This window comes from Streptomyces sp. NPDC050610 (genome assembly GCF_040654875.1).
Classification (GTDB): domain Bacteria; phylum Actinomycetota; class Actinomycetes; order Streptomycetales; family Streptomycetaceae; genus Streptomyces.
The window spans coordinates 38082-62284 of sequence record NZ_JBFAIV010000043.1 but is presented as its reverse complement, the minus strand read 5'-3'; the positions used below and the strand labels follow the sequence as shown (position 1 = coordinate 62284).

At 67.5% G+C, this 24203-nt stretch carries 20 protein-coding genes; 7 read left to right on the top strand and 13 right to left on the bottom strand.

What is annotated here, in order from left to right; translation table 11 throughout:
- Nucleotides 1-296: 296 nt before the first annotated feature.
- From AB0I22_RS34925 to thyX, 3 genes are all read right to left on the bottom strand, one after another.
- Nucleotides 297-1982 carry a ribonuclease J gene (locus AB0I22_RS34925; protein ID WP_363135024.1) on the bottom strand — a complete coding sequence of 562 codons (1686 nt, stop codon included), beginning with the start codon at nucleotides 1980-1982 and terminating at the stop codon, nucleotides 297-299.
- 105 nt (nucleotides 1983-2087) lie between these two features.
- Complete coding sequence (gene dapA, locus AB0I22_RS34920) at nucleotides 2088-2987, bottom strand: 4-hydroxy-tetrahydrodipicolinate synthase (protein WP_363135023.1); 900 nt, start codon at nucleotides 2985-2987, stop codon at nucleotides 2088-2090.
- Nucleotides 2988-3170: 183 nt separating this feature from the next.
- Entirely contained in the window at nucleotides 3171-3911 is a 741-nt protein-coding gene (thyX, locus tag AB0I22_RS34915; protein ID WP_363135022.1) for an FAD-dependent thymidylate synthase, read from the bottom strand.
- Nucleotides 3912-4192: 281 nt separating this feature from the next.
- On the opposite strand from thyX, the gene AB0I22_RS34910 reads away from it, so the two are divergent.
- Entirely contained in the window at nucleotides 4193-4435 is a 243-nt protein-coding gene (locus tag AB0I22_RS34910; protein ID WP_363135021.1) for a hypothetical protein, read from the top strand.
- 110 nt (nucleotides 4436-4545) lie between these two features.
- On the top strand, nucleotides 4546-5100 hold the full coding sequence (locus tag AB0I22_RS34905) for a hypothetical protein (protein WP_363135020.1): 555 nt from the start codon (nucleotides 4546-4548) through the stop codon (nucleotides 5098-5100).
- An 84-nt stretch (nucleotides 5101-5184) separates the two neighbouring features.
- Here the strand turns inward: AB0I22_RS34905 and AB0I22_RS34900 are convergent, their stop codons facing one another.
- The 6 genes from AB0I22_RS34900 to eccD form a co-directional block, all read right to left on the bottom strand.
- The gene (locus AB0I22_RS34900) at nucleotides 5185-5637 is read right to left on the bottom strand and encodes a hypothetical protein (protein WP_363135019.1); all 453 of its coding nucleotides are present in this window, start codon (nucleotides 5635-5637) and stop codon (nucleotides 5185-5187) included.
- Between the two features lie 4 nt (nucleotides 5638-5641).
- Entirely contained in the window at nucleotides 5642-6394 is a 753-nt protein-coding gene (gene dapB / locus AB0I22_RS34895; RefSeq protein WP_363135018.1) for a 4-hydroxy-tetrahydrodipicolinate reductase, read from the bottom strand.
- A gap of 83 nt (nucleotides 6395-6477) precedes the next feature.
- Nucleotides 6478-7857: a pitrilysin family protein gene (locus tag AB0I22_RS34890; RefSeq protein ID WP_363135017.1), complete on the bottom strand. Its 1380-nt coding sequence runs from the start codon at nucleotides 7855-7857 to the stop codon at nucleotides 6478-6480.
- Nucleotides 7854-10073 carry a polyribonucleotide nucleotidyltransferase gene (locus AB0I22_RS34885; RefSeq protein WP_363135016.1) on the bottom strand — a complete coding sequence of 740 codons (2220 nt, stop codon included), beginning with the start codon at nucleotides 10071-10073 and terminating at the stop codon, nucleotides 7854-7856. Before AB0I22_RS34885 ends, AB0I22_RS34890 begins: the two co-directional genes overlap by 4 nt.
- A 275-nt stretch (nucleotides 10074-10348) precedes the next feature.
- Nucleotides 10349-10636 carry a 30S ribosomal protein S15 gene (rpsO, locus tag AB0I22_RS34880; protein ID WP_006602744.1) on the bottom strand — a complete coding sequence of 96 codons (288 nt, stop codon included), beginning with the start codon at nucleotides 10634-10636 and terminating at the stop codon, nucleotides 10349-10351.
- A gap of 318 nt (nucleotides 10637-10954) precedes the next feature.
- Nucleotides 10955-12424: a type VII secretion integral membrane protein EccD gene (gene eccD, locus AB0I22_RS34875; RefSeq protein WP_363135015.1), complete on the bottom strand. Its 1470-nt coding sequence runs from the start codon at nucleotides 12422-12424 to the stop codon at nucleotides 10955-10957.
- Between the two features lie 196 nt (nucleotides 12425-12620).
- Here eccD and eccCa point away from each other — a divergent pair, with 196 nt between their 5' ends.
- From eccCa to AB0I22_RS34850, 5 genes are all read left to right on the top strand, one after another.
- A complete protein-coding gene (eccCa, locus tag AB0I22_RS34870) occupies nucleotides 12621-16574 on the top strand; it encodes a type VII secretion protein EccCa (RefSeq protein ID WP_363135013.1) in 3954 nt (1317 codons plus the stop codon).
- 136 nt (nucleotides 16575-16710) lie between these two features.
- Nucleotides 16711-17166, top strand: coding sequence for a hypothetical protein (locus tag AB0I22_RS34865; RefSeq protein ID WP_363135012.1), 456 nt, complete (start codon nucleotides 16711-16713; stop codon nucleotides 17164-17166).
- A gap of 13 nt (nucleotides 17167-17179) precedes the next feature.
- Nucleotides 17180-19552: a hypothetical protein gene (locus AB0I22_RS34860; RefSeq protein WP_363135011.1), complete on the top strand. Its 2373-nt coding sequence runs from the start codon at nucleotides 17180-17182 to the stop codon at nucleotides 19550-19552.
- 39 nt (nucleotides 19553-19591) lie between these two features.
- Nucleotides 19592-20176 (top strand): hypothetical protein, encoded by a 585-nt coding sequence (locus tag AB0I22_RS34855; protein WP_363135010.1) that lies wholly within the window; start codon nucleotides 19592-19594, stop codon nucleotides 20174-20176.
- 184 nt (nucleotides 20177-20360) lie between these two features.
- Complete coding sequence (locus tag AB0I22_RS34850; RefSeq protein ID WP_363135009.1) at nucleotides 20361-20591, top strand: DUF397 domain-containing protein; 231 nt, start codon at nucleotides 20361-20363, stop codon at nucleotides 20589-20591.
- A 65-nt stretch (nucleotides 20592-20656) separates the two neighbouring features.
- On the opposite strand, the gene AB0I22_RS34845 is transcribed toward AB0I22_RS34850, so the two are convergent.
- The 4 genes from AB0I22_RS34845 to AB0I22_RS34830 form a co-directional block, all read right to left on the bottom strand.
- Nucleotides 20657-20959 (bottom strand): WXG100 family type VII secretion target, encoded by a 303-nt coding sequence (locus tag AB0I22_RS34845; protein WP_363135008.1) that lies wholly within the window; start codon nucleotides 20957-20959, stop codon nucleotides 20657-20659.
- A gap of 45 nt (nucleotides 20960-21004) precedes the next feature.
- Complete coding sequence (locus AB0I22_RS34840) at nucleotides 21005-21361, bottom strand: WXG100 family type VII secretion target (protein ID WP_363135007.1); 357 nt, start codon at nucleotides 21359-21361, stop codon at nucleotides 21005-21007.
- A 157-nt stretch (nucleotides 21362-21518) separates the two neighbouring features.
- Nucleotides 21519-22748, bottom strand: coding sequence for a S8 family serine peptidase (locus AB0I22_RS34835; protein WP_363135006.1), 1230 nt, complete (start codon nucleotides 22746-22748; stop codon nucleotides 21519-21521).
- A 45-nt stretch (nucleotides 22749-22793) separates the two neighbouring features.
- Nucleotides 22794-24200 (bottom strand): hypothetical protein, encoded by a 1407-nt coding sequence (locus AB0I22_RS34830; RefSeq protein ID WP_363135005.1) that lies wholly within the window; start codon nucleotides 24198-24200, stop codon nucleotides 22794-22796.
- Nucleotides 24201-24203: the final 3 nt, after the last annotated feature.

The window sequence follows — 24203 nt, the reverse complement described above, 5'->3', positions numbered from 1 at the left end:
TTTTCGCCGGTGCGTTTCGGCCTTTCGGCTTCTTCGCGTTTCCAACCCTACCAGATCCGTTTTCCGTTCCGTTTCCGGTCGGAATTCTTTCTCCGATCCCCGTTGGAGGGGGTTTGCCTTTCGGCTTTTCCGACTTTATCAGGTTTCCCCGGGCCGGATTTCCACTCGCTTTCCGGGCCTCCCGGTCACACGTGAGTGATCGCGGTTCCCGTTGCGGTGGAGCCGTAAACGTACTGGACGGCCGCGCCCGGATGCAAATCGGCATCGGTGCGGCCGTCCAGCGAGTTGACGCGGCGTCAGACCTCGACGACGACGGGCAGGATCATGGGGCGACGGCGGTAGCTGTCGGAGACCCACTTGCCCAGCGTGCGGCGTACGAGCTGCTGGAGCTGGTGCGGCTCCACGACGCCGTCGGAGCCCGACTTGGCGATGGCTTCCTCGACCTTCGGAAGCACTGCCGCGAAGGCGGAGTCCTCGATGCCGGAGCCCCGCGCCTGGATGTGCGGGCCCCCCACCACCTTGCCGGTGGTGCTGTCGACCACGACGAAGACGGAGATGATGCCCTCGTCGCCGAGGATGCGGCGGTCCTTGAGGGAGGACTCGGTGACGTCGCCGACCGAGAGGCCGTCCACGTACACGTATCCCGCCTGGACCTTGCCGACGATCCGTGCGGCGCCGTTCACCAGGTCGACCACGACGCCGTCCTCGGCGATGACGATATGGTCCTTGCGGACGCCCGTGAGCGCGCCCAGTTCCGCGTTGGCCCGCAGGTGCCGCCATTCGCCGTGAACCGGCATCAGGTTGCGGGGCTTGCAGATGTTGTAGAAGTACAGCAGCTCGCCGGCCGAGGCGTGGCCCGAGACGTGCACCTTGGCGTTGCCCTTGTGGACGACGTTGGCGCCCCAGCGCGTCAGGCCGTTGATGACGCGGTAGACCGCGTTCTCGTTGCCCGGGATGAGCGAGGAGGCCAGGATCACCGTGTCGCCCTGGACGATACGGATCTGGTGGTCGCGGTTGGCCATCCGGGACAGGGCGGCCATCGGCTCGCCCTGGGAGCCCGTGCAGACGAGCACGACCTCGTCGTCCGGCAGGTCGTCGAGGGTCTTGACGTCGACGACGAGCCCGGCCGGGACCTTGAGGTAGCCGAGGTCGCGGGCGATGCCCATGTTGCGGACCATCGAGCGGCCCACGAAGGCGACTCGTCGCCCGTACTCGTGCGCGGCGTCGATGATCTGCTGGATGCGGTGCACATGGCTGGCGAAGCTGGCCACGATGATGCGCTTGTCGGCGCTGGCGAAGACCTGGCGCACCACATTGGAGATGTCGCGCTCGGGCGGGACGAAGCCCGGCACCTCGGCGTTGGTGGAGTCCGAGAGCAGCAGGTCGATGCCCTCCTCGCCGAGCCGCGCGAACGCGGGCAGGTCGGTGAGGCGGCCGTCGAGCGGCAGCTGGTCCATCTTGAAGTCGCCGGTGTGCACCACCATGCCGGCCGGGGTGCGGATGGCGACCGCGAGCGCGTCCGGGATGGAGTGGTTGACCGACACGAACTCCAGGTCGAAGGTGCCGACGCGCTCGCGGTGCCCCTCCGTGACCTCAAGGGTGTACGGGCGGATGCGGTGCTCCTGGAGCTTCGCCTCGATGAACGCGAGGGTGAGCTTGGAGCCGATGAGCGGGATGTCCGCCTTCTCGCGGAGCAGGTAGGGGACGGCGCCGATGTGGTCCTCGTGCCCATGGGTGAGCACGATGCCGTCGATGTCGTCGAGGCGGTCCCGGATGGACGTGAAGTCCGGCAGGATCAGGTCGATTCCGGGCTGCTCCTCCTCAGGGAAGAGCACCCCGCAGTCGACGATGAGCAGGCGGCCGCCGTACTCGAAGACCGTCATATTGCGGCCGATTTCGCCGAGACCGCCGAGCGGGGTGACGCGCAGGCCGCCCTCGGGCAGCTTCGGCGGCGGACCGAGTTCAGGGTGCGGATGACTCAAAAGACTCTCCTCACCACGCGCGCCACATGTCCTCTTGGGACACATGGCGCGCGTGACATTCGTGCACTTGCAGTTGTTGTCGGTATGCAGTTGTGAAGTCTGTGGTTACAGCTGTACCCCACCGGCGGACAGATCTCGCTTGAGCTGCTCCGTCTCCTCCGGGGAGAGCTCCACGAGCGGCAGGCGCAGGGGGCCGGCGGGCAGGCCCTGGAGGGCGAGCGCGGCCTTGACGGTGATGACGCCCTGGGTGCGGAACATGCCGGTGAAGACCGGGAGCAGCTTCTGGTGGATCTCGACGGCCTTCTGGACGTCGCCTCCGGTGTGGGCCTCCAGGAGGGCGCGCAGCTCCGAGGGGACCACGTGGCCGACGACGGAGACGAATCCGACGGCTCCCACCGACAGCAGCGGCAGGTTCAGCATGTCATCACCGGAGTACCAGGCCAGCCGCGAGCGGGCGATGGCCCAGCTGGCGCGGCCGAGGTCACCCTTGGCGTCCTTATTGGCGACGATGCGCGGGTGCTCGGCGAGCCGGACGATCGTTTCCGTGTTGATCGGGACGCCGCTGCGGCCGGGGATGTCGTAGAGCATCACCGGCAGCTCGGTGGCGTCAGCGATGGCGGTGAAGTGCCGCAGGAGGCCTTCCTGCGGCGGCTTGCTGTAGTAGGGCGTGACGGCCAGCAGTCCGTGGGCGCCCGCCTGTTCGGCGGCGCGGGCCAGCTCGACGCTGTGCCGGGTGTCGTTGGTGCCGGCCCCGCTGACGATGTGGGCCCGGTCGCCGACCGCTTCCACCACGGCCCGTACGAGCTGGGCTTTCTCCGCGTCGCTGGTGGTCGGGGACTCGCCCGTGGTGCCGTTGACGACGAGTCCGTCGTTGCCGGCGTCCACCAGATGGGTGGCGAGTCGCTGGGCACCATCGAGGTCGAGGGCGCCGTCAGCGGTGAAGGGCGTGACCATCGCGGTCAGGACCCGCCCGAAGGGCGTCTGCGGTGTGGAGGTCGGAGCCATGGGGGCCACGCTACTCGTTGCTCACCGTGAGGTGCTCCCTTGGGGAGTCCGATATGGATCCCGGCGCTGCCTGCTCGGGGGTTCAGGCAGCGCCGAGTCCGTATGTCAGCCTAGATGAAGGTAACGAAATACCGCAATACGGACACTTCTCCCACTAGCCCGTACACCTGAGCACTGTGCGCGCTACGGGGCGATCCGCCCGTTCTTGTTGTACGCCGCGTGCGTGAGCGGCATGAGCTTGGCCCACGCCTCCTCCATCTGCTCGCCGACCATCTCGATCTCGCGCTGCGGGAACGACGGGACGGTCGCCGCCTCGTGCTGGGTGCGCAGCCCGAGGAAGTGCATCAGGGAACGGGCGTTGCACGTCGCGTACATCGACGAGTAGAGGCCGACCGGGAGGACCGTGCGCGCCACCTCGCGCGCCACGCCCGCGGCCAGCATCTCCTGGTACGCCTCGTAGGACGCGCGGTACGAGTCCGCCATCACGCGGCCCGTCAGCTCGTGCTGCGCCTGCGTGCCCTCCACGAAGACGTACTTGCCGGGGCGGCCCTCCTGGACCAGCTTGCGGGACTCCCCCGGCACGTAGAACACCGGCTGGAGCTCGCGGTAGCGGCCGGACTCCTCGTTGTACGACCAGCCTGCGCGGTGCCGCATGAACTCGCGGAAGACGAAGATCGGGGCGCTGATGAAGAAGGTCATCGAGTTGTGCTCGAACGGGCTGCCGTGCCGGTCCCGCATCAGGAAGTTGATGAGCCCCTTGGAGCGCTCCGGGTCCTTGGTGACCTCCTCCAGGGACTGCTCGCCGGCGGTGGAGACGCGGGCGGCGAACAGCACGTCGGAGTCGGCGGCGCTGTGCTTGACCAGCTCGACGGTGACGTCGCTGCGGAAGCTGGGTGCGGCGCTCTCGGTGGGGGTGTCGCTCACCGGCGGGGGTCCTTCCAATCGCGTGATTCGGGCGGCGCCCAGCCTACGGGCCACCACTGACACCGCCGCCCCGCCGAGCCGGTCGGCGCCCACGCCGCCCGGAGGGGCGACGGGCCGCGCGCCAGTCCCGTTTCGTCGCATCCGTAAAGCGCGCGCCCCGGAAGCGGATGGAGCAGGAGTTGATATTTTTCACAGAAAGTTGCCGAAAACGGGCACCAAAACAGGCTGGCGATCGTCTGTATGTGTGAGTGCCCACTACGAGGTTCTTAGGAGAGCCCTTCATGTTCCGCCGGCGAGAGCCCGTACCGTTCGCCTTCGTCGCCGAAGCCGAGCGCTACCGCAGCAACATCACGCCGCCGCCCCGAGAACGCGCGAGCCGTTCGCAGCTCGCCGGACGTGTCCTGGTCGGTCTGACCGTCACGACAGGTCTGGTCGGCGCGCTGCTGTTCGGGATGCCCTCGCTCCAGCCCGGGGCGCAGAGCCCCCAGCACGCCCAGCAGTCCGAGGCGTCGAACGGCCGCTGATCGGGCGTTCTACGGGTCCGAACCGCCCCCTGGGGTGGTCCGGGCCCGTACGCATGGATAACCTCACCGAGCACAGCCCATTCGAGTGTGCTTGTGAGTGAGGACAAGTTGTGCCCCTGCCCTTCCTGACAGCCGAACGCGACTACGACGAAATCGCGGCCGCTGTCCCCCTCCCCTTCGAAGACCGGGACCGCTGGCGCCGCCCGTACCGGCCGGGTCCCTGGCGAGTCGGCGGCTCCGCGCTGCTGCTGCTGCTCGCCTCGTACATTCTCCTCTGCGCCGTGGTCATCGCCGCCGCCGGTTCCCTGGTCGGCGCGGGTGTCTGCCTGGGCGTGGCCGTGCTGATCATCGCCTTCTCCGTCCAGCTGGTCCGGGTCGGCATCTGGGTGAGCGCCCAGGGGCTGCGCCAGGTCGGCCTGTTCTCCTCGCTGACCGTGCGGTGGCAGGACGTCGCGTCCGTACGGACCGTCCAGCAGCCCGTGCGGTGGCTGGGGCTGCCGCGCACCGTGCAGGGCCAGGCCCTCATCGTGGGGCGGCGGACCGGCGAGCCGGTGCGTACAGTGCTGACCGACCACAACGGCGACTTCCTGTCCCGGGCCGAGGCCTTCGACATGGCAGCCGACGCCATCGAGGGCTGGGCAGCGGAGTACAGCGGACGCCCGTAAGCGCCCGTAATAGACGGCAGACGACCGCCGGACGGAGGCGGGGATTTCCCCGTTCCGCCCGGCGGTCGTCTGTATCCGCCCGGCTCAGGCCCGTACGGGCTTGCCGTCGTGCAGGGCGATGGCGCGCTGCATGGCCTTGCGGGCGCGCGGGGTGTCGCGGGCGTCGTGGTAGGCGACCGCGAGGCGGAACCAGGAGCGCCAGTCGCCGGGCGCCTCCTCGGTCTCGGCCTGCCGCCTGGCGAAGACCTCGTCCGCGGAGTCGCGGTCGATGCGGCCGCCGGGCGTCCGTACGAGCTCGTCCACCGGCAGCCCGTCCTCGGCCTCCAGCTCCCGCGCGAGCCGGCCCGCGTCGCGCGCGAACTTGGTGGTGTGCCACAGGAACCAGGCGCCGATGAACGGCAGGATGAGCACCGCGACGCCGAAGACGACGGTCACCACGGTGCCCTGCTCTATGAGCAGCACGCCGCGGCTGCCGACCAGGACGAAGTAGACGACCAGGACGGCGGCCAGGGCGAAATAGACGATCTTTGCGCGCACGGTGTCAGCCCAGGTCCAGGAAGTGTTCCAGGCCGAACGTCAGCCCCGGGGCGTCGACGACGCGGCGCGCGCCCAGCAGGATGCCCGGCATGAAGCTGCTGTGGTGCAGCGAGTCGTGCCGGATCGTCAGCGTCTCGCCGGTGTCGCCGAGGACGACCTCCTGGTGGGCGAGGAGGCCGCGGAGGCGGACGGAGTGCACCGGGACGCCGTCGACGTCCGCGCCGCGTGCGCCGTCCAGCGCGGTGGCCGTCGCGTCCGGCTGCGGGGCGCAGCCGGCCTCGGCCCGCGCCGCGGCGATCAGCTGCGCGGTGCGGGTGGCGGTGCCCGAGGGGGCGTCGGCCTTGTTGGGGTGGTGCAGCTCGATGACCTCGACCGACTCGAAGTAGCGGGCGGCCTGCTGGGAGAACCGCATGGTCAGCACGGCGCCGATGGAGAAGTTCGGCGCGATGAGCACGCCGGTCCCCGGTGCGGCGTCGAGCCAGCCGCGCAGCCGGTCGAGGCGGTCGTCGGTCCAGCCGGTGGTGCCGACGACGCCGTGGATGCCGTTGCGGACGCAGAAGTCGAGGTTGCCCATGACCGAGTCCGGGCGGGTCAGTTCGACGGCGACCTGGGCGCCGGCGTCGGTCAACGCGTCCAGGCTGTCGCCCCGGCCCAGCGCCGCCACCAGTTCCATGTCGTCGGCGGCTTCCACCGCTCGTACGGCCTCGGAGCCGATACGGCCCTTGGCGCCGATGACTGCCACGCGCAGCTTGCTCATCGTGCTTGCTTCCTTCGACTTATCGGCTGATGGTGATCCGATCGGGTGATCGGTTTACGGACCCGGAGGCGTCGGCCGGCCGGTTACGCGACGACGTCGTGCAGGCGGGCCGCCTGCTTGTCCTTCAGCGGTCCGATGACGGACAGCGAGGGCCGCCGGGTCAGTACGTCGCGGGCGACCGCGCGTACGTCGTCCGGGGTGACGGCCGCGATGCGCGCCAGCATGTCGTCGACGGACATCTGCTCGCCCCAGCACAGCTCGCTCTTGCCGATGCGGTTCATCAGCGCGCCGGTGTCCTCCAGGCCGAGCACGGTGGAACCGGCGAGCTGGCCGACGGCGCGGCCGATCTCCTCGTCGCTCAGGCCCTGCTCCGCGACCTGGTCCAGCTGGTCGCGGCAGATCCCCAGGACGTCGTGGACCTGGTTCGGGCGGCAGCCCGCGTAGACGCCGAAGAGGCCGCAGTCGGCGAAGCCGGAGGTGTAGGAGTAGACGGAGTACGCCAGTCCGCGCTTCTCCCGGATCTCCTGGAAGAGGCGCGAGCTCATGCCGCCGCCGAGGGCGGTGTTGAGCACGCCGAGCGCCCAGCGCCGGTCGTCCGTACGGGCCAGGCCAGGCATGCCGAGGATGATGTGCGCCTGCTCGGTCCTGCGGTCGAGCACCTCGACGCGGCCGGCCGTGCGGAGGGTGCGGGCGCCTTCGCGCGGGGCGATCGGCGTCGCGTCCGCGGCGCCGAGGGCGCCGGCCCGCTCGAAGGCGCGGCGGACCTGGCGTACGACCTTGGCGTGGTCGACGTTGCCGGCGGCGGCCACGACCAGGTGCGTCGGGTCGTAGTGCTTCTTGTAGAAGCGGGCGATGCGGTCGCGGGTCAGCGCGTTGACCGTGTCGACGGTGCCGAGGACGGGGCGGCCCAGCGGGGTGTCGCCGAGCATGGTCTCCGCGAAGAGGTCGTGCACGCAGTCGCCCGGATCGTCCTCGGTCATCGCGATCTCTTCGAGGATGACGCCGCGCTCGGCGTCGACGTCCTCGGGCTTGATCAGCGAGCCGGTGAGCATGTCGCAGACCACGTCGATGGCCAGCGGCAGATCGGTGTCGAGCACCCGCGCGTAGTAGCACGTGTACTCCTTCGCCGTGAAGGCGTTCATCTCGCCGCCGACCGCGTCTATGGCGGCCGAGATGTCGAGCGCGCTGCGCCGCTCGGTGCCCTTGAAGAGCAGGTGCTCCAGGTAGTGGGTGGCGCCGTTCAGGGAGGGCGTCTCGTCGCGGGAGCCGACGTGCGCCCAGATGCCGAAGGTCGCGGAGCGTACGGACGGCAGGGTCTCGGTGACGACGCGCAGGCCGCCCGGGAGGGTGGTCTTGCGGACCGTGCCGATGCCGTTCTCGCCCTGGAGAAGCGTTTGGGTACGGGCGACGGCCCGCGCCTCCGTGGAGGTGCGGGCCGTCGCCTGTGAGCTACGGGACGTCACTTGGCGGCGTCGTCCTTCTCCTCGGCGGCGTTCTCGTCTTCCTCGACCACGGGGATCAGGGAGAGCTTGCCGCGCTGGTCGATCTCGGCGATCTCGACCTGCACCTTGGCGCCGACCGCGAGCACGTCCTCGACGTTCTCCACGCGCTTGCCGCCGGCGAGCTTGCGGATCTGCGAGATGTGCAGCAGACCGTCCTTGCCGGGCATGAGGGAGACGAAGGCGCCGAAGGTGGTGGTCTTGACGACCGTACCCAGGTAGCGCTCGCCGACCTCCGGCATGGTCGGGTTGGCGATCGAGTTGATCGTGGAGCGGGCGGCCTCGGCGGCCGGACCGTCGGCGGCGCCGATGTAGATGGTGCCGTCGTCCTCGATCGTGATGTCGGCGCCGGTGTCCTCCTGGATCTGGTTGATCATCTTGCCCTTGGGGCCGATGACCTCGCCGATCTTGTCCACGGGGATCTTGACGGTGATGATCCGCGGGGCGTTCGGGGACATCTCGTCCGGGACGTCGATGGCCTCGTTCATGACGTCCAGGATGTGCAGACGGGCGTCACGGGCCTGCTTCAGCGCGGCGGCCAGAACCGAGGCGGGGATGCCGTCGAGCTTGGTGTCGAGCTGGAGCGCGGTCACGAACTGCTTGGTGCCGGCGACCTTGAAGTCCATGTCGCCGAACGCGTCCTCCGCACCGAGGATGTCGGTGAGGGTGACGTAGTGCGTCTCGCCGTCGATCTCCTGCGAGATCAGGCCCATGGCGATGCCGGCGACGGCGGCCTTGAGCGGCACACCGGCGTTCAGCAGCGACATGGTGGAGGCGCAGACCGAGCCCATGGACGTCGAGCCGTTGGAGCCCAGCGCCTCGGAGACCTGGCGGATGGCGTACGGGAACTCCTCGCGCGTCGGCAGCACCGGCACCAGCGCGCGCTCGGCGAGCGCGCCGTGGCCGATCTCGCGGCGCTTCGGCGAGCCGACGCGGCCGGTCTCACCGGTGGAGTACGGCGGGAAGTTGTAGTTGTGCATGTAGCGCTTGCGCGTGACCGGCGACAGCGTGTCGAGCTGCTGCTCCATGCGGAGCATGTTCAGCGTGGTGACACCCAGGATCTGGGTCTCGCCGCGCTCGAACAGCGCCGAGCCGTGCACCCGCGGGATGGCCTCGACCTCGGCGGCGAGCGTACGGATGTCCGTGACGCCGCGGCCGTCGATGCGCTTCTTCTCCTTGATGACGCGCTCGCGGACCACGGCCTTGGTCAGCGAACGGTACGCGGCGGAGATCTCCTTCTCGCGGCCCTCGAACTGCGGGAGCAGCTTCTCGGCGGCCAGCGCCTTGACGCGGTCCAGCTCGGCCTCGCGCTCCTGCTTCCCGGCGATGGTCAGCGCCTGCGCGAGCTCGTCGCGGACGGCGGTGGTCAGCGCCTCCAGGACGTCGTCCTGGTAGTCGAGGAAGATCGGGAACTCGCCGGTCGGCTTCGCGGCCTTCGCGGCGAGGTCGGACTGGGCCTTGCACAGCGCCTTGATGAAGGGCTTCGCGGCTTCCAGACCGGCGGCGACGATCTCCTCGGTCGGCGCCTCGGCGCCGTCCTTGACCAGCTGGATGGTCTTCTCGGTGGCCTCGGCCTCGACCATCATGATCGCGACGTCGCCGTCCTCCAGGACGCGACCGGCGACGACCATGTCGAAGACGGCGTCCTCAAGCTCCGTGTGGGTCGGGAACGCCACCCACTGGTTCTTGATCAGCGCGACGCGGGTGCCGCCGATCGGGCCGGAGAAGGGCAGGCCCGCGAGCTGCGTGGAGCAGGAGGCGGCGTTGATGGCGACCACGTCGTAGAGGTGGTCGGGGTTGAGCGCCATGATCGTCTCGACGACCTGGATCTCGTTGCGCAGCCCCTTCTTGAAGGACGGGCGCAGCGGCCGGTCGATGAGGCGGCAGGTGAGGACCGCGTCCTCGGAGGGTCGGCCCTCGCGACGGAAGAAGGAGCCGGGGATCTTGCCGGCCGAGTACATGCGCTCTTCGACGTCGACCGTCAGGGGGAAGAAGTCCAGCTGGTCCTTGGGCTTCTTCGAGGCGGTGGTGGCCGACAGCACCATGGTGTCGTCGTCCAGGTAGGCCACGGCGGAGCCGGCGGCCTGACGGGCCAGGCGGCCCGTCTCGAAGCGGATGGTGCGGGTGCCGAAGGTGCCATTGTCGATGACGGCTTCGGCGTAGTGGGTCTCGTTCTCCACCAGGGATATCTCCTCGTCTGCGTCCCGGCGCCCGTGTGGCGCGGGACGGTGGTGGAGGGCGTCCTCCGTGCGGGGCCGGTCTTCGATCGAAGCACCCGGGGTTCTGTGTTCCGGGGGCCACTACCGAGGACCGGCGGCGAGCGGGACGCTCCTCCTCATTCGCTATGCGATTTTCGTCATGCCGTTGTGGGACCAGACTACAAAGCTTCCGCTTCCCACGAGATACGCAAAGGGAGCGGCCCCCATTCGGTGGGAACCGCTCCCTTCACGACGGCTTACTTGGCGCCGGCCGCACCGCGACGGATGCCGAGGCGCTCCACCAGCGCGCGGAAGCGCGTGATGTCCTTCTTCGCCAGGTACTGCAGCAGCCGGCGGCGCTGGCCGACCAGGAGCAGCAGACCACGGCGGGAGTGGTGATCGTGCTTGTGCGTCTTGAGGTGCTCGGTCAGGTCCGAGATGCGGCGGGACAGCATCGCGACCTGGACCTCGGGGGAACCGGTGTCACCCTCCTTGGTCGCGAACTCGGCCATGATCTGCTTCTTCGTAGCGGCGTCGAGCGACACGCGGTACTCCTTAAAATCTGTATTCAGCCACCGAGTGCCCCTGGTCTCGATCGCAGGGGAGCTTCCATGACTCGGGAGGCGGGGTCCGCTGGGCGCTGTCCCCAGAACGCTCCGGGGGCGCGTACACAAACGGCCGCCACCCACACTACCAGCCGGACCGCGCGGCCCCTCCCGCTCGGTTTGCCGGCGGCCCCCGGCCGGTCTGGTGCGGCCCTTAGTCGCTCCCCCGCGGTCGTCGGCCGCCGGGTACTGGGCCTTCGCGGCGCGGTCGTCGGCGGTTTCCCCGCGGCGTCCGGCCGGCTCCGCGGCCGTCGCCGGTCAGCTGCCGGCGAGGCCGCGGGCCGAGGCGTAGACGTCGAGCACCGCGAGGCACAGCGGTACGAGCGCGAGCAGCAGCACGCTCTCGCCTATGTCGGACAGCCGGCCCCAGAAGGGGGAGAGCCCCTTCTTCGGGATGATCAGCGCGATGCCGATGATCAGGGCCGCGCCGGCGGTGACGGCCGCGGCGAGCCAGACCGTACGGATGTCGAGCGGGCCGTGGTCGTGCTCGGTGAGCAGCTTGAGGACGGCGTCGGCCGGCGGGTTGAGGGAGAGCCCGAGTACGAGCAGGGCGAGGGCTGCGAGGCCCGCGCCGAGCACCGCGGAGACCTGGGCGGTGTAGCGGAAGAGGCGGGCGCGCAGCAGCATCGCGAGGCCCGCGGCAAGGGCCAGCAGCTGCCCCCAGAGGTCGGCGGAGAAGCCGAGGACGGCCGCGGCGCCCACCACGACGGCGGAGCAGCCGCCGACGAGGCCGAGCAGCATCTCGTGGCCGCGGCGGGCCTGGGCGGCGATGCGGTCGGCGTCGACGGGCTCCGCGGGGGCGCCGGCCGGCGCGGCGTCGAGGTCGTCGGCGGTGGCGGAGCGGGGTGCGGCGTAGCCGATGGGCAGCCGGGCGACGCGGGCGGAGAGACCGGGCAGGAAGGCGATGGCGCCGATCGCGACGACGGCGCAGACGGCGGCGGTGCCGGTGACGTCGGCCTCGGTGAGGATCGCGCAGAAGGTGGCGAGGGTGCCTACGGTCGCCGCGAAGACGGTGGCGACGAAGGGCGCGTCGCCGGTGGGCATGGCGGCGACGAGGGCGACGGAGGCCACGAGGACGGTGACGCAGCCGAGCAGGAACTGGAGGCGGCCGATGCCCTCGCCCGCGGCGGGGGCGAGGATGCCGGAGCCCGCGATCATGAGATGCGGCAGGGCGGCGAGCCCGAGGGCGATGGCCGAGGACCGGTCGGCGTAGATCCGCGCCCGTACGCCCGCGAGGGCGACCAGCAGCACGCCGACGGCCGCGGCGATAATGCCGGGCAGGCCGTGCATGTCGTGCCGGACGGGGTCGGCGAACCAGAGCACGAAGCCCATCAGTACGAGCAGCAGGGCGCCGCCGAACAGGCCGCAGACGCGCAGCAGTTGGTCGTTCCACAGGGTGCGGTCGCGGGTGACGGCGGAGGCCACGGCGTCCGACACGTCGTCGTAGACGGCGGGCGGCAGGGATTCGGCGAAGGGGCGCAGCGAGAGGAGTTCGCCGTCGAGGATCTGCTGGGCTACCAGGGATCGGGAGCTGTCGAGGACGGCGCCGTCGCGGCGTACGAGGTGGTAGCCGGTGGGTTCGCCGGCGGCCTGGGTCTGGCCGGTGAGCCGGAGGATCTCCGGGTAGACGTCGGCGACCGCGATGTCCTCCGGGAGTGCGACATCGATCCGGCTGTCGGGTGCGACGACGGTCACCCTGCAGAAGCCGGTCGTAGCGGACGTACTCACGTTAAAGGCCCCCTGAATCGCTCTGCTCGGTGCGCTCGTGCATACGGCGTGCTCGCTCGTGCGTACGCGCGGCGGCCACCCTACCGGGGCCGCTGTCAGTCCCCATCGGTAGGATCGCCGTCTCGCGGAGGGAGGCCGTCGCCACGGGGGCGCCGGACTGGAACTGTCCTTTTGCGTGATGGGGGTTGAAGGACCGTTGAGCCAGGTCGTCGTCAAGCGCCAGCCGCGGGCCCTGCCGCCCGAGGTGCCGAGCGAGGAGCTCCATCTCGAATCGCCGCCGGAGCTGCCGCGCGGCCAGCAGGACGGCGTGCTGATGCAGCTGCTGCCCACGCTGGGCATGGCCTCGTCGATGGTCTATTTCTTCATGCCGGGCGCCGCGCCGATGATGAAGATCATGGGCGTCATGATGATGTTCTCGACGCTCGGCATGACCATCGCGATGTTCATGCGGCACCGTCAGGGATCACAGGGGCAGATGGCGGACATGCGCCGCGACTACCTCAAATACCTCGCGCAGACACGGCGGACCGTGCGCAAGACGGCTCGGGCGCAGCGCGACGCGCAGTTCTATCTGCACCCCTCCCCCGAGCAGCTGTGGGCGGTGGTCGCCGAGGGCAGCCGCGTGTGGGAGCGGCGGATGAGCGACAACGACTTCGGGCAGGCCCGGCTCGGGCTCGGCTCGCAGCAGCTCGCGACGCCGCTGGTGGCGCCGGAGACCGCGCCGGTCGATGAGCTGGAGCCGCTGACGGCGGGGGCGATGCAGCACTTCCTGGCGGTCCACGGATCGCTGGACGGGATGCCGATGGCGGTGTCGCTGCGCGCCTTCTACCACGTGACGCTGTCGGGCGAGGCGGAGACGGTGCACGGGGCGGCGCGCTCGCTCGTGGCGCAGCTCGCCACGCTGCACTCGCCGGACGACCTGGTGATCGCGGTGGTGGCGGCGCGCGGCGCGGCCTCGTACTGGGAGTGGACGAAGTGGCTGCCGCACGTGCAGCTGCCCGGCGCGGCGGACGGCGCGGGGGTCCGACGGCTGATCAGCGACGACCTGACCGAGCTGGAGGACCTGCTGAAGCCGCGGCTGGAGGGGCGTACGCGCTTCAGCCGGGACGGGCAGCCGCTGCTCGACCAGCCGCAGGTGCTGCTGATACTGGACGGCGCGATGGTGCCGCCGGACTCGGCGTTCGCGGCGCAGGAGGGGCTCCAGGGCGTCACGATCGTCGAGGTGGTGCCGGGCGAGCTCGACGAGCTGCGCGGCGGGCTGTCGGTGGTCGTACGGCCCGGCCGGCTGCAGCTGTTGTCGCAGGTCGCGGTGTACGAGGGGGTGCCGGACACGCTATCGATGGAGGCGGCGGACGCGCTCGCGCGGCAGCTCGCGCCGCTGCGCATGGGGGGCGGCGGCGACGATGACGAGCCGCTGCTGGCCAACCTCGACTTCACGGAGCTGCTCGGGCTCGGCGACGCCGGGTCGGTCGACGTGTCGCGCACCTGGCGGCCGCGGACGCTCTCGGAGCGGCTGCGGGTGCCGATCGGCGTCGGCGAGGGCGGCACGCCGGTCATGCTGGACCTCAAGGAGGCGGCGCAGGAGGGCATGGGGCCGCACGGGCTGTGCGTCGGTGCGACGGGTTCCGGCAAGTCGGAGCTGCTGCGGACGCTGGTGCTGGGCCTGGCCGTGACGCACACGTCGGAGTCGTTGAACTTCGTCCTCGCGGACTTCAAGGGCGGCGCGACCTTCACGGGCATGTCGCAGCTGCCGCACGTCGCGGCCGTCATCACCAACCTGGCGGACGACCTGACGCTGGTCGACCGGATGCGCGACTCCATCACGGGTGAGCTGCAGCGCCGCCAGGAGCTGCTGCGCGCGGCGGGCAACTACGCCAACATGCACGACTACGAGAAGGCGCGGGCCGCGGGCGCCGCTCTGGAGCCGCTGGCTTCACTCGTCCTGGTGATCGACGAGTTCAGCGAGCTGTTGACGGCGAAGCCCGACTTCATCGAGATGTTCATCCAGATCGGCCGCATCGGCCGCTCGCTCGGCGTCCATCTGCTGCTCGCCTCGCAGCGGCTGGAGGAGGGTCGGCTCCGCGGGCTGGAGACGTACCTCTCGTACCGGATCGGTCTGCGCACCTTCTCCGCGGCGGAGTCCCGTACGGCGCTCGGCGTCCCGGACGCGTACCACCTCCCCTCGGTGCCGGGCTCCGGCTATCTGAAGTTCGGCACGGACGAGATGACGCGCTTCAAGGCCGCGTATGTCTCCGGTACGTACCGCACGGGCACCGCCGACCTCGGCGGCGCGCCGCTGCCGATCGAGCGCCGGCCCGTGCTGTTCACGGCGGCCCCGGTCCCCGTGACCTACACCGCCCCCGATCCGATCGCACCGCCGGACCCGGTCACCAGCGGCGACGACGCCCTGGCCGACACGGTCCTCGATGTGATCGTGCGCCGGCTGGAGGGCCAGGGCGCGCCCGCCCACCAGGTCTGGCTGCCGCCGCTGGAGGAGGCGCCGTCCCTCGACCAGCTGCTGCCGGGGCTGGCGCCGGTGGAGGGGCGCGGCCTGACGTCCGCGGACTACCCGCGCCTCGGCGGGCTGGTCGTCCCCCTCGGCCTGATCGACAAGCCCTTCGAGCAGCGCCGCGACATCCTCTACCGCGACTTCTCGGGCGCGGCCGGCCACATGCTCGTCGTCGGCGGTCCGCAGTCCGGCAAGTCGACGCTCATGCGCTCGCTCATCTCGGCGTTCGCGCTCACCCACACCCCGGCCGAGGTGCAGTTCTACGGGCTCGACTTCGGCGGCGGCGGCATGAGCGCCGTCGCCGACCTGCCGCACGTCGGCGGCATCGCCTCGCGCCTCGACCCGGAGAAGGTGCGGCGCACGGTCGCGGAGGTGGCGGGCGTGCTCAGCCGGCGCGAGGAGTACTTCCGCTCCCAGAACATCGACTCCATCGCCACGTACCGGCGGCAGCGGGCTGCGGGGCACCACGCCGACCAGGGGTGGGGAGACGTCTTCCTCATCGTCGACGGCTGGGGCAACTTCAAGCAGGAGTACGAGATGCTGGAGGCGATCGTCACCGACATCGCCGGCCGGGGTCTGGGCTACGGCGTGCACGTCGTCGTGACCGCCTCCCGCAACATGGAGGTGCGCGCCTCCCTCAAGGACCAGCTCCTGAACCGGCTCGAACTGCGGCTCGGCGACACCATGGACTCCGAGTTCGACCGCAAGGTCGCCGCGAACGTCCCGGCGGGCGTGCCCGGCCGCGGCCAGCTCCCCGAGAAGCTGCACTTCATGGGCGCGCAGCCGCGCATCGACGCAGGCAGCGACCCGGACTCCATGACGGACGCGACCGCGGAGATGATCCGCGCGGTCGACGCCGCCTGGTCCGGCCCGCACGCGCCGGGCGTCCGGCTGCTGCCCCGCAGGCTCCGCGCGGACGAACTCCCGAAGGGGTTCGAATACCCGCAGCACGGCGTCGCCATCGGCATCGACGAGACCAACCTCGAACCGGTCTTCGTGGACTTCGAGACCGACCCGTTCTTCCTCGTCTTCGGCGAGAGCGAGTCCGGGAAGACCGCGATGCTGCGCCTCCTCGCCAAGCAGATCACCGAGCGGTACGGGCCCGACGAGGCGAAGATCGTGGTCGGCGACTACCGGCGCTCGCTCCTCGACGTCATCCCGGAGTCGCACCTCCTGGAGTACGCGCCGATCGCCTCGGCGCTCACCGTCCACGCGGGCGCGATGAACGGCCTGATGGAGCGCCGCGCGCCGAAGCCGGACATCACGCCGCAGCAGCTCCGCGACCGCAGCTGGTGGACGGGCCCGCAGTTCTTCGTCATCGTCGACGACTACGAACTCGTCTCCTCCGGCAGCGGCAACCCGCTGGCGGTCCTGACGGAGAACCTCCCCTTCGCCCGTGACGTCGGCATCCGCTTCATCATCGCCCGCAGCACGGCGGGCGCGTCCCGCTCGATGTACGAGTCCTTCATGCAGCGCATCAAGGAACTCGGCGCCCAGGGCATCGTCCTGTCGGGCGACCCCGCCGAGGGCGACCTCCTCGGCGGCGTCCGCCCCCGCCCGATGCCCCCGGGCCGCGGCTTCTTCGTATCCCGCAAGCGGGGCGTTCCGCTGGTGCAGGTGGGGTGGCTGCCGGAGCAGTAGGGGCGCTGCCGTCAGCATTCAAGGGCACACGACTCACCGTGTCCCCTTGGTAGCCTTGCGTGCCGGCGGCCGTCCATTGACTGCTCCACACACAACTGGCATATAGCAAAGCTGACTTGAGCAAGGACCGGGGGAAATGACTTTCAGGGCCGAGTGGGATCGACTGCGGGCAGAATCAACCAGGCAGCAAGAGACTCACACTCGCATCAACAGCACCGATGGAGGCGGCCCCAGCTCCGCTACCACCGCAGACCTGCATGTGAACAGCGACGAGCTCGGACCTATCGGCCATGACGCCTACGGCCTCTACAACCAGCTCAGAACAGACGGCAGACACGCCCACGACAACAGCAAGGCTGCGGCTGCCCATCTCACCGACGGAGGACTGGGCACCGGATCGGCGCTGGACCATGTCGTCCACACGTGGGAAAACCAAGTGAACACGCTGCTGCAGGCATGTGCCCTCATTTCCGACCATCTGGATTATTCAATCGCCGCGCACGCTAACGACGAAAAGAAGATCGCGTCCAGCATGCCGAAGGTCGAGGGGGAATACTTGACCGCCTCCAAGATCAGTCACTACTTCCACTGAGGAGTGGGATCCCGTGCCATCGTTCGAACAACTCCACCACCTCCGCCTGGGGAAGCTCGAGGAAGCGGTCGAGGACTGGACCGCCATGGTCAAGAAACTCAAAACGCTGGAAGAGATCGCCGATAAGCGCATGGCCGCTAAGACAAAGGCTGCGAACTGGGAGGGAGAGAACGCCTCTGCGGTCAAGCCGTTCGTCCTCAAGACAGTCAAGGAGTTCTCGGATGCTCTGACCGAGGCCACGAGCATCCGCAACATGCTCAAAGAGGCACACGCCAAGTTTCAGACATGCCAAAACGACCTGCAGGCCGCATTGGACGAAGCCGCAAACCACGACCTGAGCATCAGTTCGAGTGGCGTCGTTCGCCCCGCCCCGAAAGTTGCCCCACCACGCCTCGCGCCCACGCCGTCACAGAACGATGATGTCCCGAACTTCATGAAGGCTCCACCGGCGGAGCAAAAGAAGGTCGACGCGATGGTGGAGAGAATCAATAAGATTCTGGAAGCAGCAGCCGAAGCCGACGAAACCACTTCGCGCGCACTGCGAACTATCGCCGGCAAGGAATCCCATAACTTTACCACGGTGAAATACGGTTCACACAAGGATGCAGTGAAGGCACAGGCAATCGCCGATGCCAAAACTGCCACCAGACTCGCCCACCATCTCACCGTGGACGGCACGGCAAAGAACCTCGACGACCTCAAACGGCTCCAGAAACTGTTCGACAGGAACGCGAAGAACGCCGACTTTTCCACTAACTTTTACAAGTCCATGGGAGCGAAAGGTGCGCTGGACTTCTACGCCAACGTAGCCTTGGATGCTTCATCGCTGAACGATAAAACCCGAATCAACCTTGTTCATCACATTCAGAACGAGATGGGCTCCATGCTCGGCGTAGCCACGAGCAAGCACAGCGCGACCCATCTGGATGCCACTTGGATTACTGACCTTCAAAAAGCCGGCCACCAGCAACTCGACCTCTCCCGAATCACCGCTCCCGGCACCCAGGTATACGGCTATCAGGCGGTGGGGGCGCTCGTGCGAGACGGAAAGTTCGACGCCGGCTTCCTGACGAAGATCGGCCGCGACATGGTCGCGATGGAGCGCAAAGATCCACAGATTTGGGACCGGAACGCACCATTGGACTCTCACTACGGATCATCTGGGCAGCCGACGCTCAATTTCGACAAAACCGGCGGCAGAGGATTCCACCCACTCACCGGTTTGATGGAAGGACTGAGTCACAATCCGGAAGCCTCTACCGCCTTCTTCAACGAGCCGGTCAGGGAAGACAGCGACCACGACGGAATCATCACCTCAGCCGACAGAGTCGTCACTCACTATGACTCCAACTACGACGGGAAGATCAACAAGGGAGACACTCGTCCAATGAGCATGGTCGACTACATGCTCGACCGAAATCCGGACACAGACGTACTGGACTACGCGAAGGGCAAGGAAGCCCACTCGCAAGAGGTGGCTCTGGGGAACGCCCTGGAAGCAGCCACCACTCACCGGGATCCGAGCGACGAGGGAGCTCAACAAGTCCGCCACACCACGGCCATGGCCAAGGTGATGGAGAGGGTGGTGGAGAAGGTCGGGGCGCACCCTGTACTGGTCGAGGGGAAGGATCCGGATCACCCTGGTGTACTGAGCGGACTGGCCGGCAACTTCGGCAACATGGCGGCTGAGTACATGCCGGATATGCAGATGACACTCGAAAACCAAAATCATCTGATCAAGCCCTTCGGGCACGGTGCAAAGTTTTCCAGTTCCGACCTCCAGCAATTTCTCGGAGCAGTCGGGCAGGATCCAGATGCGTACGGCGCGATCAATAATGCCCAGCAGGCTTACACGACAAGCTTGGTGCATGAGGTAATCAAGCATCGGGACCAATACCATTATCTTGAGTCGGCCGTCAAGAACGCCGTGAATCCAGGCGGTCAGATCGCAGGCATCATGACTGAGGCTCGCGCCGAGGCTCTTCACGGCGATCGAGCCTATGAGGATGATCAGTTCAATAAGGCGGTCGACGAAAAAGCGAAATGGGTCAACCGCATCCTCGACTCGGTCGGTGGTAAATACATCGACATGCTTCCGGTGGGCAGCGAGGTAATCGATTGGGCCAAGGAAGACATCAGCGAAGCCGTGGTTGATCGCGTGAAGCAGGACAGCACGCTTGAGGCCAGACACGATTCCGCTGCTGCTTACATGCGAGCCGAGGAGGCCACGAAAAATGCTGCGGCAGCAGCGGTCCACACCGCTTGCCGAGGGAGCGACATCTCTCGAAGCGACGTCTACGCCCTAGCGGGTGCCGCCTCTACGGAAGCAGGGCATGCTCATACAGATGGCCGAGGAGGGTGGGCCACTTCGACAGGAGGATCTTGATACGGCACCCCTTCGAGCTCCCACTGAGGACAATACATCATGCCTCGCAGAAAAGCGTTTACCATCGCATCAGCTACGCTCGCCATTCTTGCTACAGCTGTACTACAGGGCTGCACCAGTGGGCATAAAGACTCATCCCTGAAATTCCCCGACAGTGTATGCTGGGGGGCTTTTAACGGGGCCGACATCAATAACCTCGTCCCGGACGGAAAGAAAGTATCGTCGGACACCACCAACAACTTCGATCTCTACAGTGGTAAAGAATCCACAATTTGCTCGGTGTACATCGACGGAAGAACCCGGTTCCTCGCCTCCGCCCACCGGTACCCGGTCAAGAATTCCGTAGAGCAACAGAACCTAGTCGAGAACAAGCCCAATATTTCTACCATCGAAGTGGGAGACAAAGGGTGGGTATGGGATACGGGCGCGGCATCTACTTTCGCCTGCAATCGACCAGATTCACGCTCCGCAACTGACCCGCAGCACCCAAACTCCGAGAAATATGTGATCCTACGCATTGACACATACCCGCCCGCAGGCAAGAAGAGTTCGCATCAGCTGCTCGAAAAGATACTTCGCGGCTACACCGATTTCGCGCTTGAAAAACTTCTCTGCCGTAATTGACTTGACTGCTGTAATTTTACGACCTCGCCCTGGGCAGAGGACGAGCCCTGCTGCCTGGTCGTACCGACCAGAGCTGACATCCGCGCGGAGAGCGATCTGGGCCCCCGAGTACCAGACTCACCCATCATCTTCCTCCTGCACTAGGCACGATTTCGATTCCCGTCACCGAAGGAGTTCTTGACCGATGTCTGATGAACGCGAGAAGGCTGAGCTGTACGCGCTCGACATCTCGGATGTCGAGTGGGTGAGCGCCCCCGGCGACACGTCCGCGGAGCGGGTGGAGATCGCCTATCTGCCGGATGGCGCGGTGGCCATGCGGTCGTCCGCGGATCCGGAGACCGTCTTGCGCTACACGGAAGGCGAGTGGCGCGCCTTCGTGCTCGGGGCGCGGGATGGTGAGTTCGATCTGAAGTGAGTACGCGGATGGGGTGGGCAGCCGTCGGCCGGCTGCCCACCCCATCGGGCTTAATCGCCCCGGGCTCAGTAGCTGATGTCGAACAGCTGAGAGGCCTTCTTGTCCGTCGCGTGGTACTGCGCGGAACCCGTGCGGACGCGGTTCGCGACGTCCTTGAGGGTCTGCTGGATGTGGACGCTCCGGGCGTGGAAGATGCCGTCGGCCTGCTTCATCATGTTGTGGGCCTCACCTTCCCAGCCCTCTGCGACGTTGGCGACCGCCGACCGCATCTTCTCGATCTCTTCCTGCAGTCGCGCCGCAACGCGCTCGATGTCGCTGGCGGTCTGCTCTACCGAGCCGTAGTGAACTGCAAGCTCTCCGTCGGACACTTGGCCCTCCATTCCTTGATGGTGATGTCTTGGATTGTCGGTCTGCTACGCGAAGCCATCGATCTTGCTGGAGAGATGGCCGCCGGGAGCCGCCCCGTTGACATCGACCTTGTTCAAGCTGGAAGCGATCTCGCCATCGTTGGCGCCGCTCGCACGGTGCGTGAGGACAACCGCCTCTCGAATGCCGTCGAGCAGCCGACGCACCGCGTCGTGATCGTCGTTGAGGGCGATCTGGGCCTTCCTGAAGGCCGCGTGCCCCTCGCCCTTCCACTGACCGCCGTCGAGGTTGGCGATTGCGTTCGCCAAGGTCCGCAGATTCGACGAAAAGGCCTGGCTCGTCTCGTCCATAGAGTCCGAGAACTTCTTGAACGCTGCGTCACTGATCTTCTGATTGCCGGACATGGTCTACCTTCCCCCATGAGTTGTCAGTGAGACAGTAAAGCTCGTCGCCCCTGGCTCACTGAAGTGCGCGAACCGGAATGGGTTCGCTGTGTATCGCTCGGGCGTACTGCCATTGTTGCAGCTGCTCGCACCACCTCGCTCATCATTCACACTTCTTTCACCTCGCGCGACGGCGCATGAAGACAGCAAGGCCGCCGAGGAGTACAACTGCCGCCACGCCGACAACAGTCCACAGCACCGTATTGCCGCCAGTGCTGGAACTCTTTGACTCCGCCGAGGCGGCGCTGTCGGTCTTGGTCTCGCCCTGGCCGCCCTCAGTTGATTTCCCGCTTGACGGGGCGGGCGTCGGGGAACCAGAGGCCGTGCTCTTCTGGTTCGCCGCCAGGAGTGGGTTGACATCGGCCGGGCCGGGGTTCCCCTCGCCATCGACGAGCACCTTGCGGGGGCGAATACTGCCGTATCCCAGATACTTGCTCGGCAGCTTGGCCTTCGCGGGTTTGCCTGCGGTTTCCATCATGACCCGGAGCACCTGGTTCGGTGACCATTCGGGATGCTTGGACCTGATCAGAGCGGCTGAGGCCGAAGTGATGGCAGTAGCTTGGCTGGTGCCCCCCGCCATACAGATTCCCTCGCTCTTCGTACAGTGCTCCGGAAGCTCGTCGCCAAAGGCCACGAGACCCACCTGATCACCATGATTCGACCACTTGGTGACCTCACCCCGGCGGTCCATGGCTCCGATGCCGAGAACACCAGGGAAGGAGGACGGGTACGCGGGCAAGTTCTCTTTGTCACCGCTGTTACCCACGCCGGCGACTACCAGACTTCCCTTCCCCATGGCGTAGTCCACTGCCGCTTTGAACTTCGTGAAGTATGACGGCGGCCCTACCGGGGCCAGCGAGACATTGATGACGCGAGCATCATGGTCGACCGCATAGCGCATAGCCTTCGCCAGCATTTGGTCGACAATTTCCGTCTTCTGGTTGACTGTCACCTTCACCGGAAGAATCTTGGCTTCAGGGGCGAGCCCTTGGATCCCGCCCTCTTTCCCTGTCCCAGCAATGAGGGCAGCCATGTTCGTCCCGTGCCCATTCGAATCCTTGTGCGCTCCCGCCGGGCTCTTGGTGAAATCAGCACCTGCCAGCACCTGGCCCCCCAGCTCGGGGAGCTGTGCGTCGACTCCAGAGTCGATGACAGCGACCGTAACTCCCTCGCCCTTACTCACCTTCCACATGTTGTCCGCTTGCATGTCCTGCAAATACCACTGCTTGGAGCGGATGTCCGCCGCTGCGGCCGCAGGGCCGAGGCCTCCCAGTGAGACGAGCCCGACGCCGCACAACGCCGTGGCCGACAGGACACGGCGTCGCAGCCTCTGAATCTGAAATCGCATGTGGCGACGCTCTCCTCGGCGTGGCACGGCTGGCGGGCGGGCGGCTCAGTCGATGACCGGCGGAACGGGATCGCGCCGCCCTCTCTGCCACGTCTCTTCGTCTTCCGTCAGGTAATCGGGCCTGACCCCTGCACGACGGCTGCCCTTGCCGGGAGACTTGGTCCCGGAGCGTGGCGGCATCGCCTCCGTAGCGTGATTTCCACGCACCAGTCCCGACCCTCCCTGAGTGAATTCGGGACGTCCCTCTCGTGAGGCACGGGGGCGGCCGGTTGAACCTCCCGGTTCCGAAGCCGGCCGACGCCCCGGGATATCGGCCGCGGCCCCGGACTGCCCGGATCCCGCACCGTAGCCACCCACACCCGTGGGCGCTCGCCTCATAGGCGCCCCGCTCATAAGGCCTCGTTCCTCCCCGACGACTGTCCCTCGTGGAAGACGCGGACCAGTGGGCCGAGCGGACCTGTCCGCAGGGGTGCCACCGACGACTCCGTCATTCGCTCCGACGCGCGGAACAGCGACTGTCCGAGGTGATGAGTTCACGCTGCCCTCGGGGAAGCCGCTGACACGGCCCGACGCGAACTTCCCGGCACCCCTGCTGCTGGACGGCATGTTCGGCGGAAGCGGCCCCGGCACGAAGGGGCTTGTCGCGCTGCTAGTGCCACTTGGACGCGCACCATGATCGGGCATGGTGTGGTTCGTCGTATCGGGTGACGGCGACGTAGTCGTGGAGTCGATGGTCGTATCGGCCGTCTCGTTCCCCTGCCGATCCGTCTCGACCAGGTGGCGGACCCCGTCCGTTCCCCCGTGGTGCGAGAGGTGGCCGGGCACCGGATCTGCTCCGCCACCCGTATCAGCGGCGTAAGGCAGCGAAACAGTGTGTGAAGTGGCCCCGCCGCCAGCGGTGCTGCCCCCTGAAGGGGGTGCTCCCAGAGGACGCTCGTATCCACCGACGTCAGGGGCGCCGAGATCAGTCGGCAACAGCGGAAAGTTGGGCTCCTTGAGCCCCTCCAGCCCCTCCTGCGCCACCGTCACATAGGAGTCCGCCTTCTCCATTGCTTTGATGGCCTCATCGAGCTTCTTGTTCGAGTCGAGCCGCCGCTTCGCGTCCTTCTCCGGATCCACGTAGCACATGTCGGCCACCGGAGGCATTTCGCTCTGGCCGGCGCTCAGGCCTTTTCCGGCGTGGCCGATCCACTTGCCGACACCCTTGGTGTATTCGGCCATCACAAGCGTCTGCTTCGCCATTTCGGCGCCCCACGCACGGAAGGAGTCGGCGCCTTCGCCTTCCCACTTCACCCGCTCGACATGGGCCTTGAACTCTTCGCCGATGGCGCTGATGTCGGTATGCGCCTTGTTCAGCGCTGCCTCCGCGTCGCTGAACAGGCTCGGCTTGGCGCCGGAGATCATGCTGTAGAGCTGCTCATGACTCTCGCCGTCGAACTTCCCGTGTCCCATCTT

What these genes read in the sequence shown, in the direction of transcription:
- AB0I22_RS34850 (WP_363135009.1), top strand. Translation starts at nt 20,361, where the DNA reads ATGTCTGATGAACGCGAGAAGGCTGAGCTGTACGCGCTCGACATCTCG.
- AB0I22_RS34835 (WP_363135006.1), bottom strand. Translation starts at nt 22,748, where the DNA reads ATGCGATTTCAGATTCAGAGGCTGCGACGCCGTGTCCTGTCGGCCACG.
- AB0I22_RS34910 (WP_363135021.1), top strand. Translation starts at nt 4,193, where the DNA reads ATGTTCCGCCGGCGAGAGCCCGTACCGTTCGCCTTCGTCGCCGAAGCC.
- AB0I22_RS34865 (WP_363135012.1), top strand. Translation starts at nt 16,711, where the DNA reads ATGACTTTCAGGGCCGAGTGGGATCGACTGCGGGCAGAATCAACCAGG.
- dapA (WP_363135023.1), bottom strand. Translation starts at nt 2,987, where the DNA reads ATGGCTCCGACCTCCACACCGCAGACGCCCTTCGGGCGGGTCCTGACC.
- dapB (WP_363135018.1), bottom strand. Translation starts at nt 6,394, where the DNA reads ATGAGCAAGCTGCGCGTGGCAGTCATCGGCGCCAAGGGCCGTATCGGC.
- AB0I22_RS34840 (WP_363135007.1), bottom strand. Translation starts at nt 21,361, where the DNA reads ATGTCCGGCAATCAGAAGATCAGTGACGCAGCGTTCAAGAAGTTCTCG.
- AB0I22_RS34830 (WP_363135005.1), bottom strand. Translation starts at nt 24,200, where the DNA reads ATGGGACACGGGAAGTTCGACGGCGAGAGTCATGAGCAGCTCTACAGC.
- AB0I22_RS34855 (WP_363135010.1), top strand. Translation starts at nt 19,592, where the DNA reads ATGCCTCGCAGAAAAGCGTTTACCATCGCATCAGCTACGCTCGCCATT.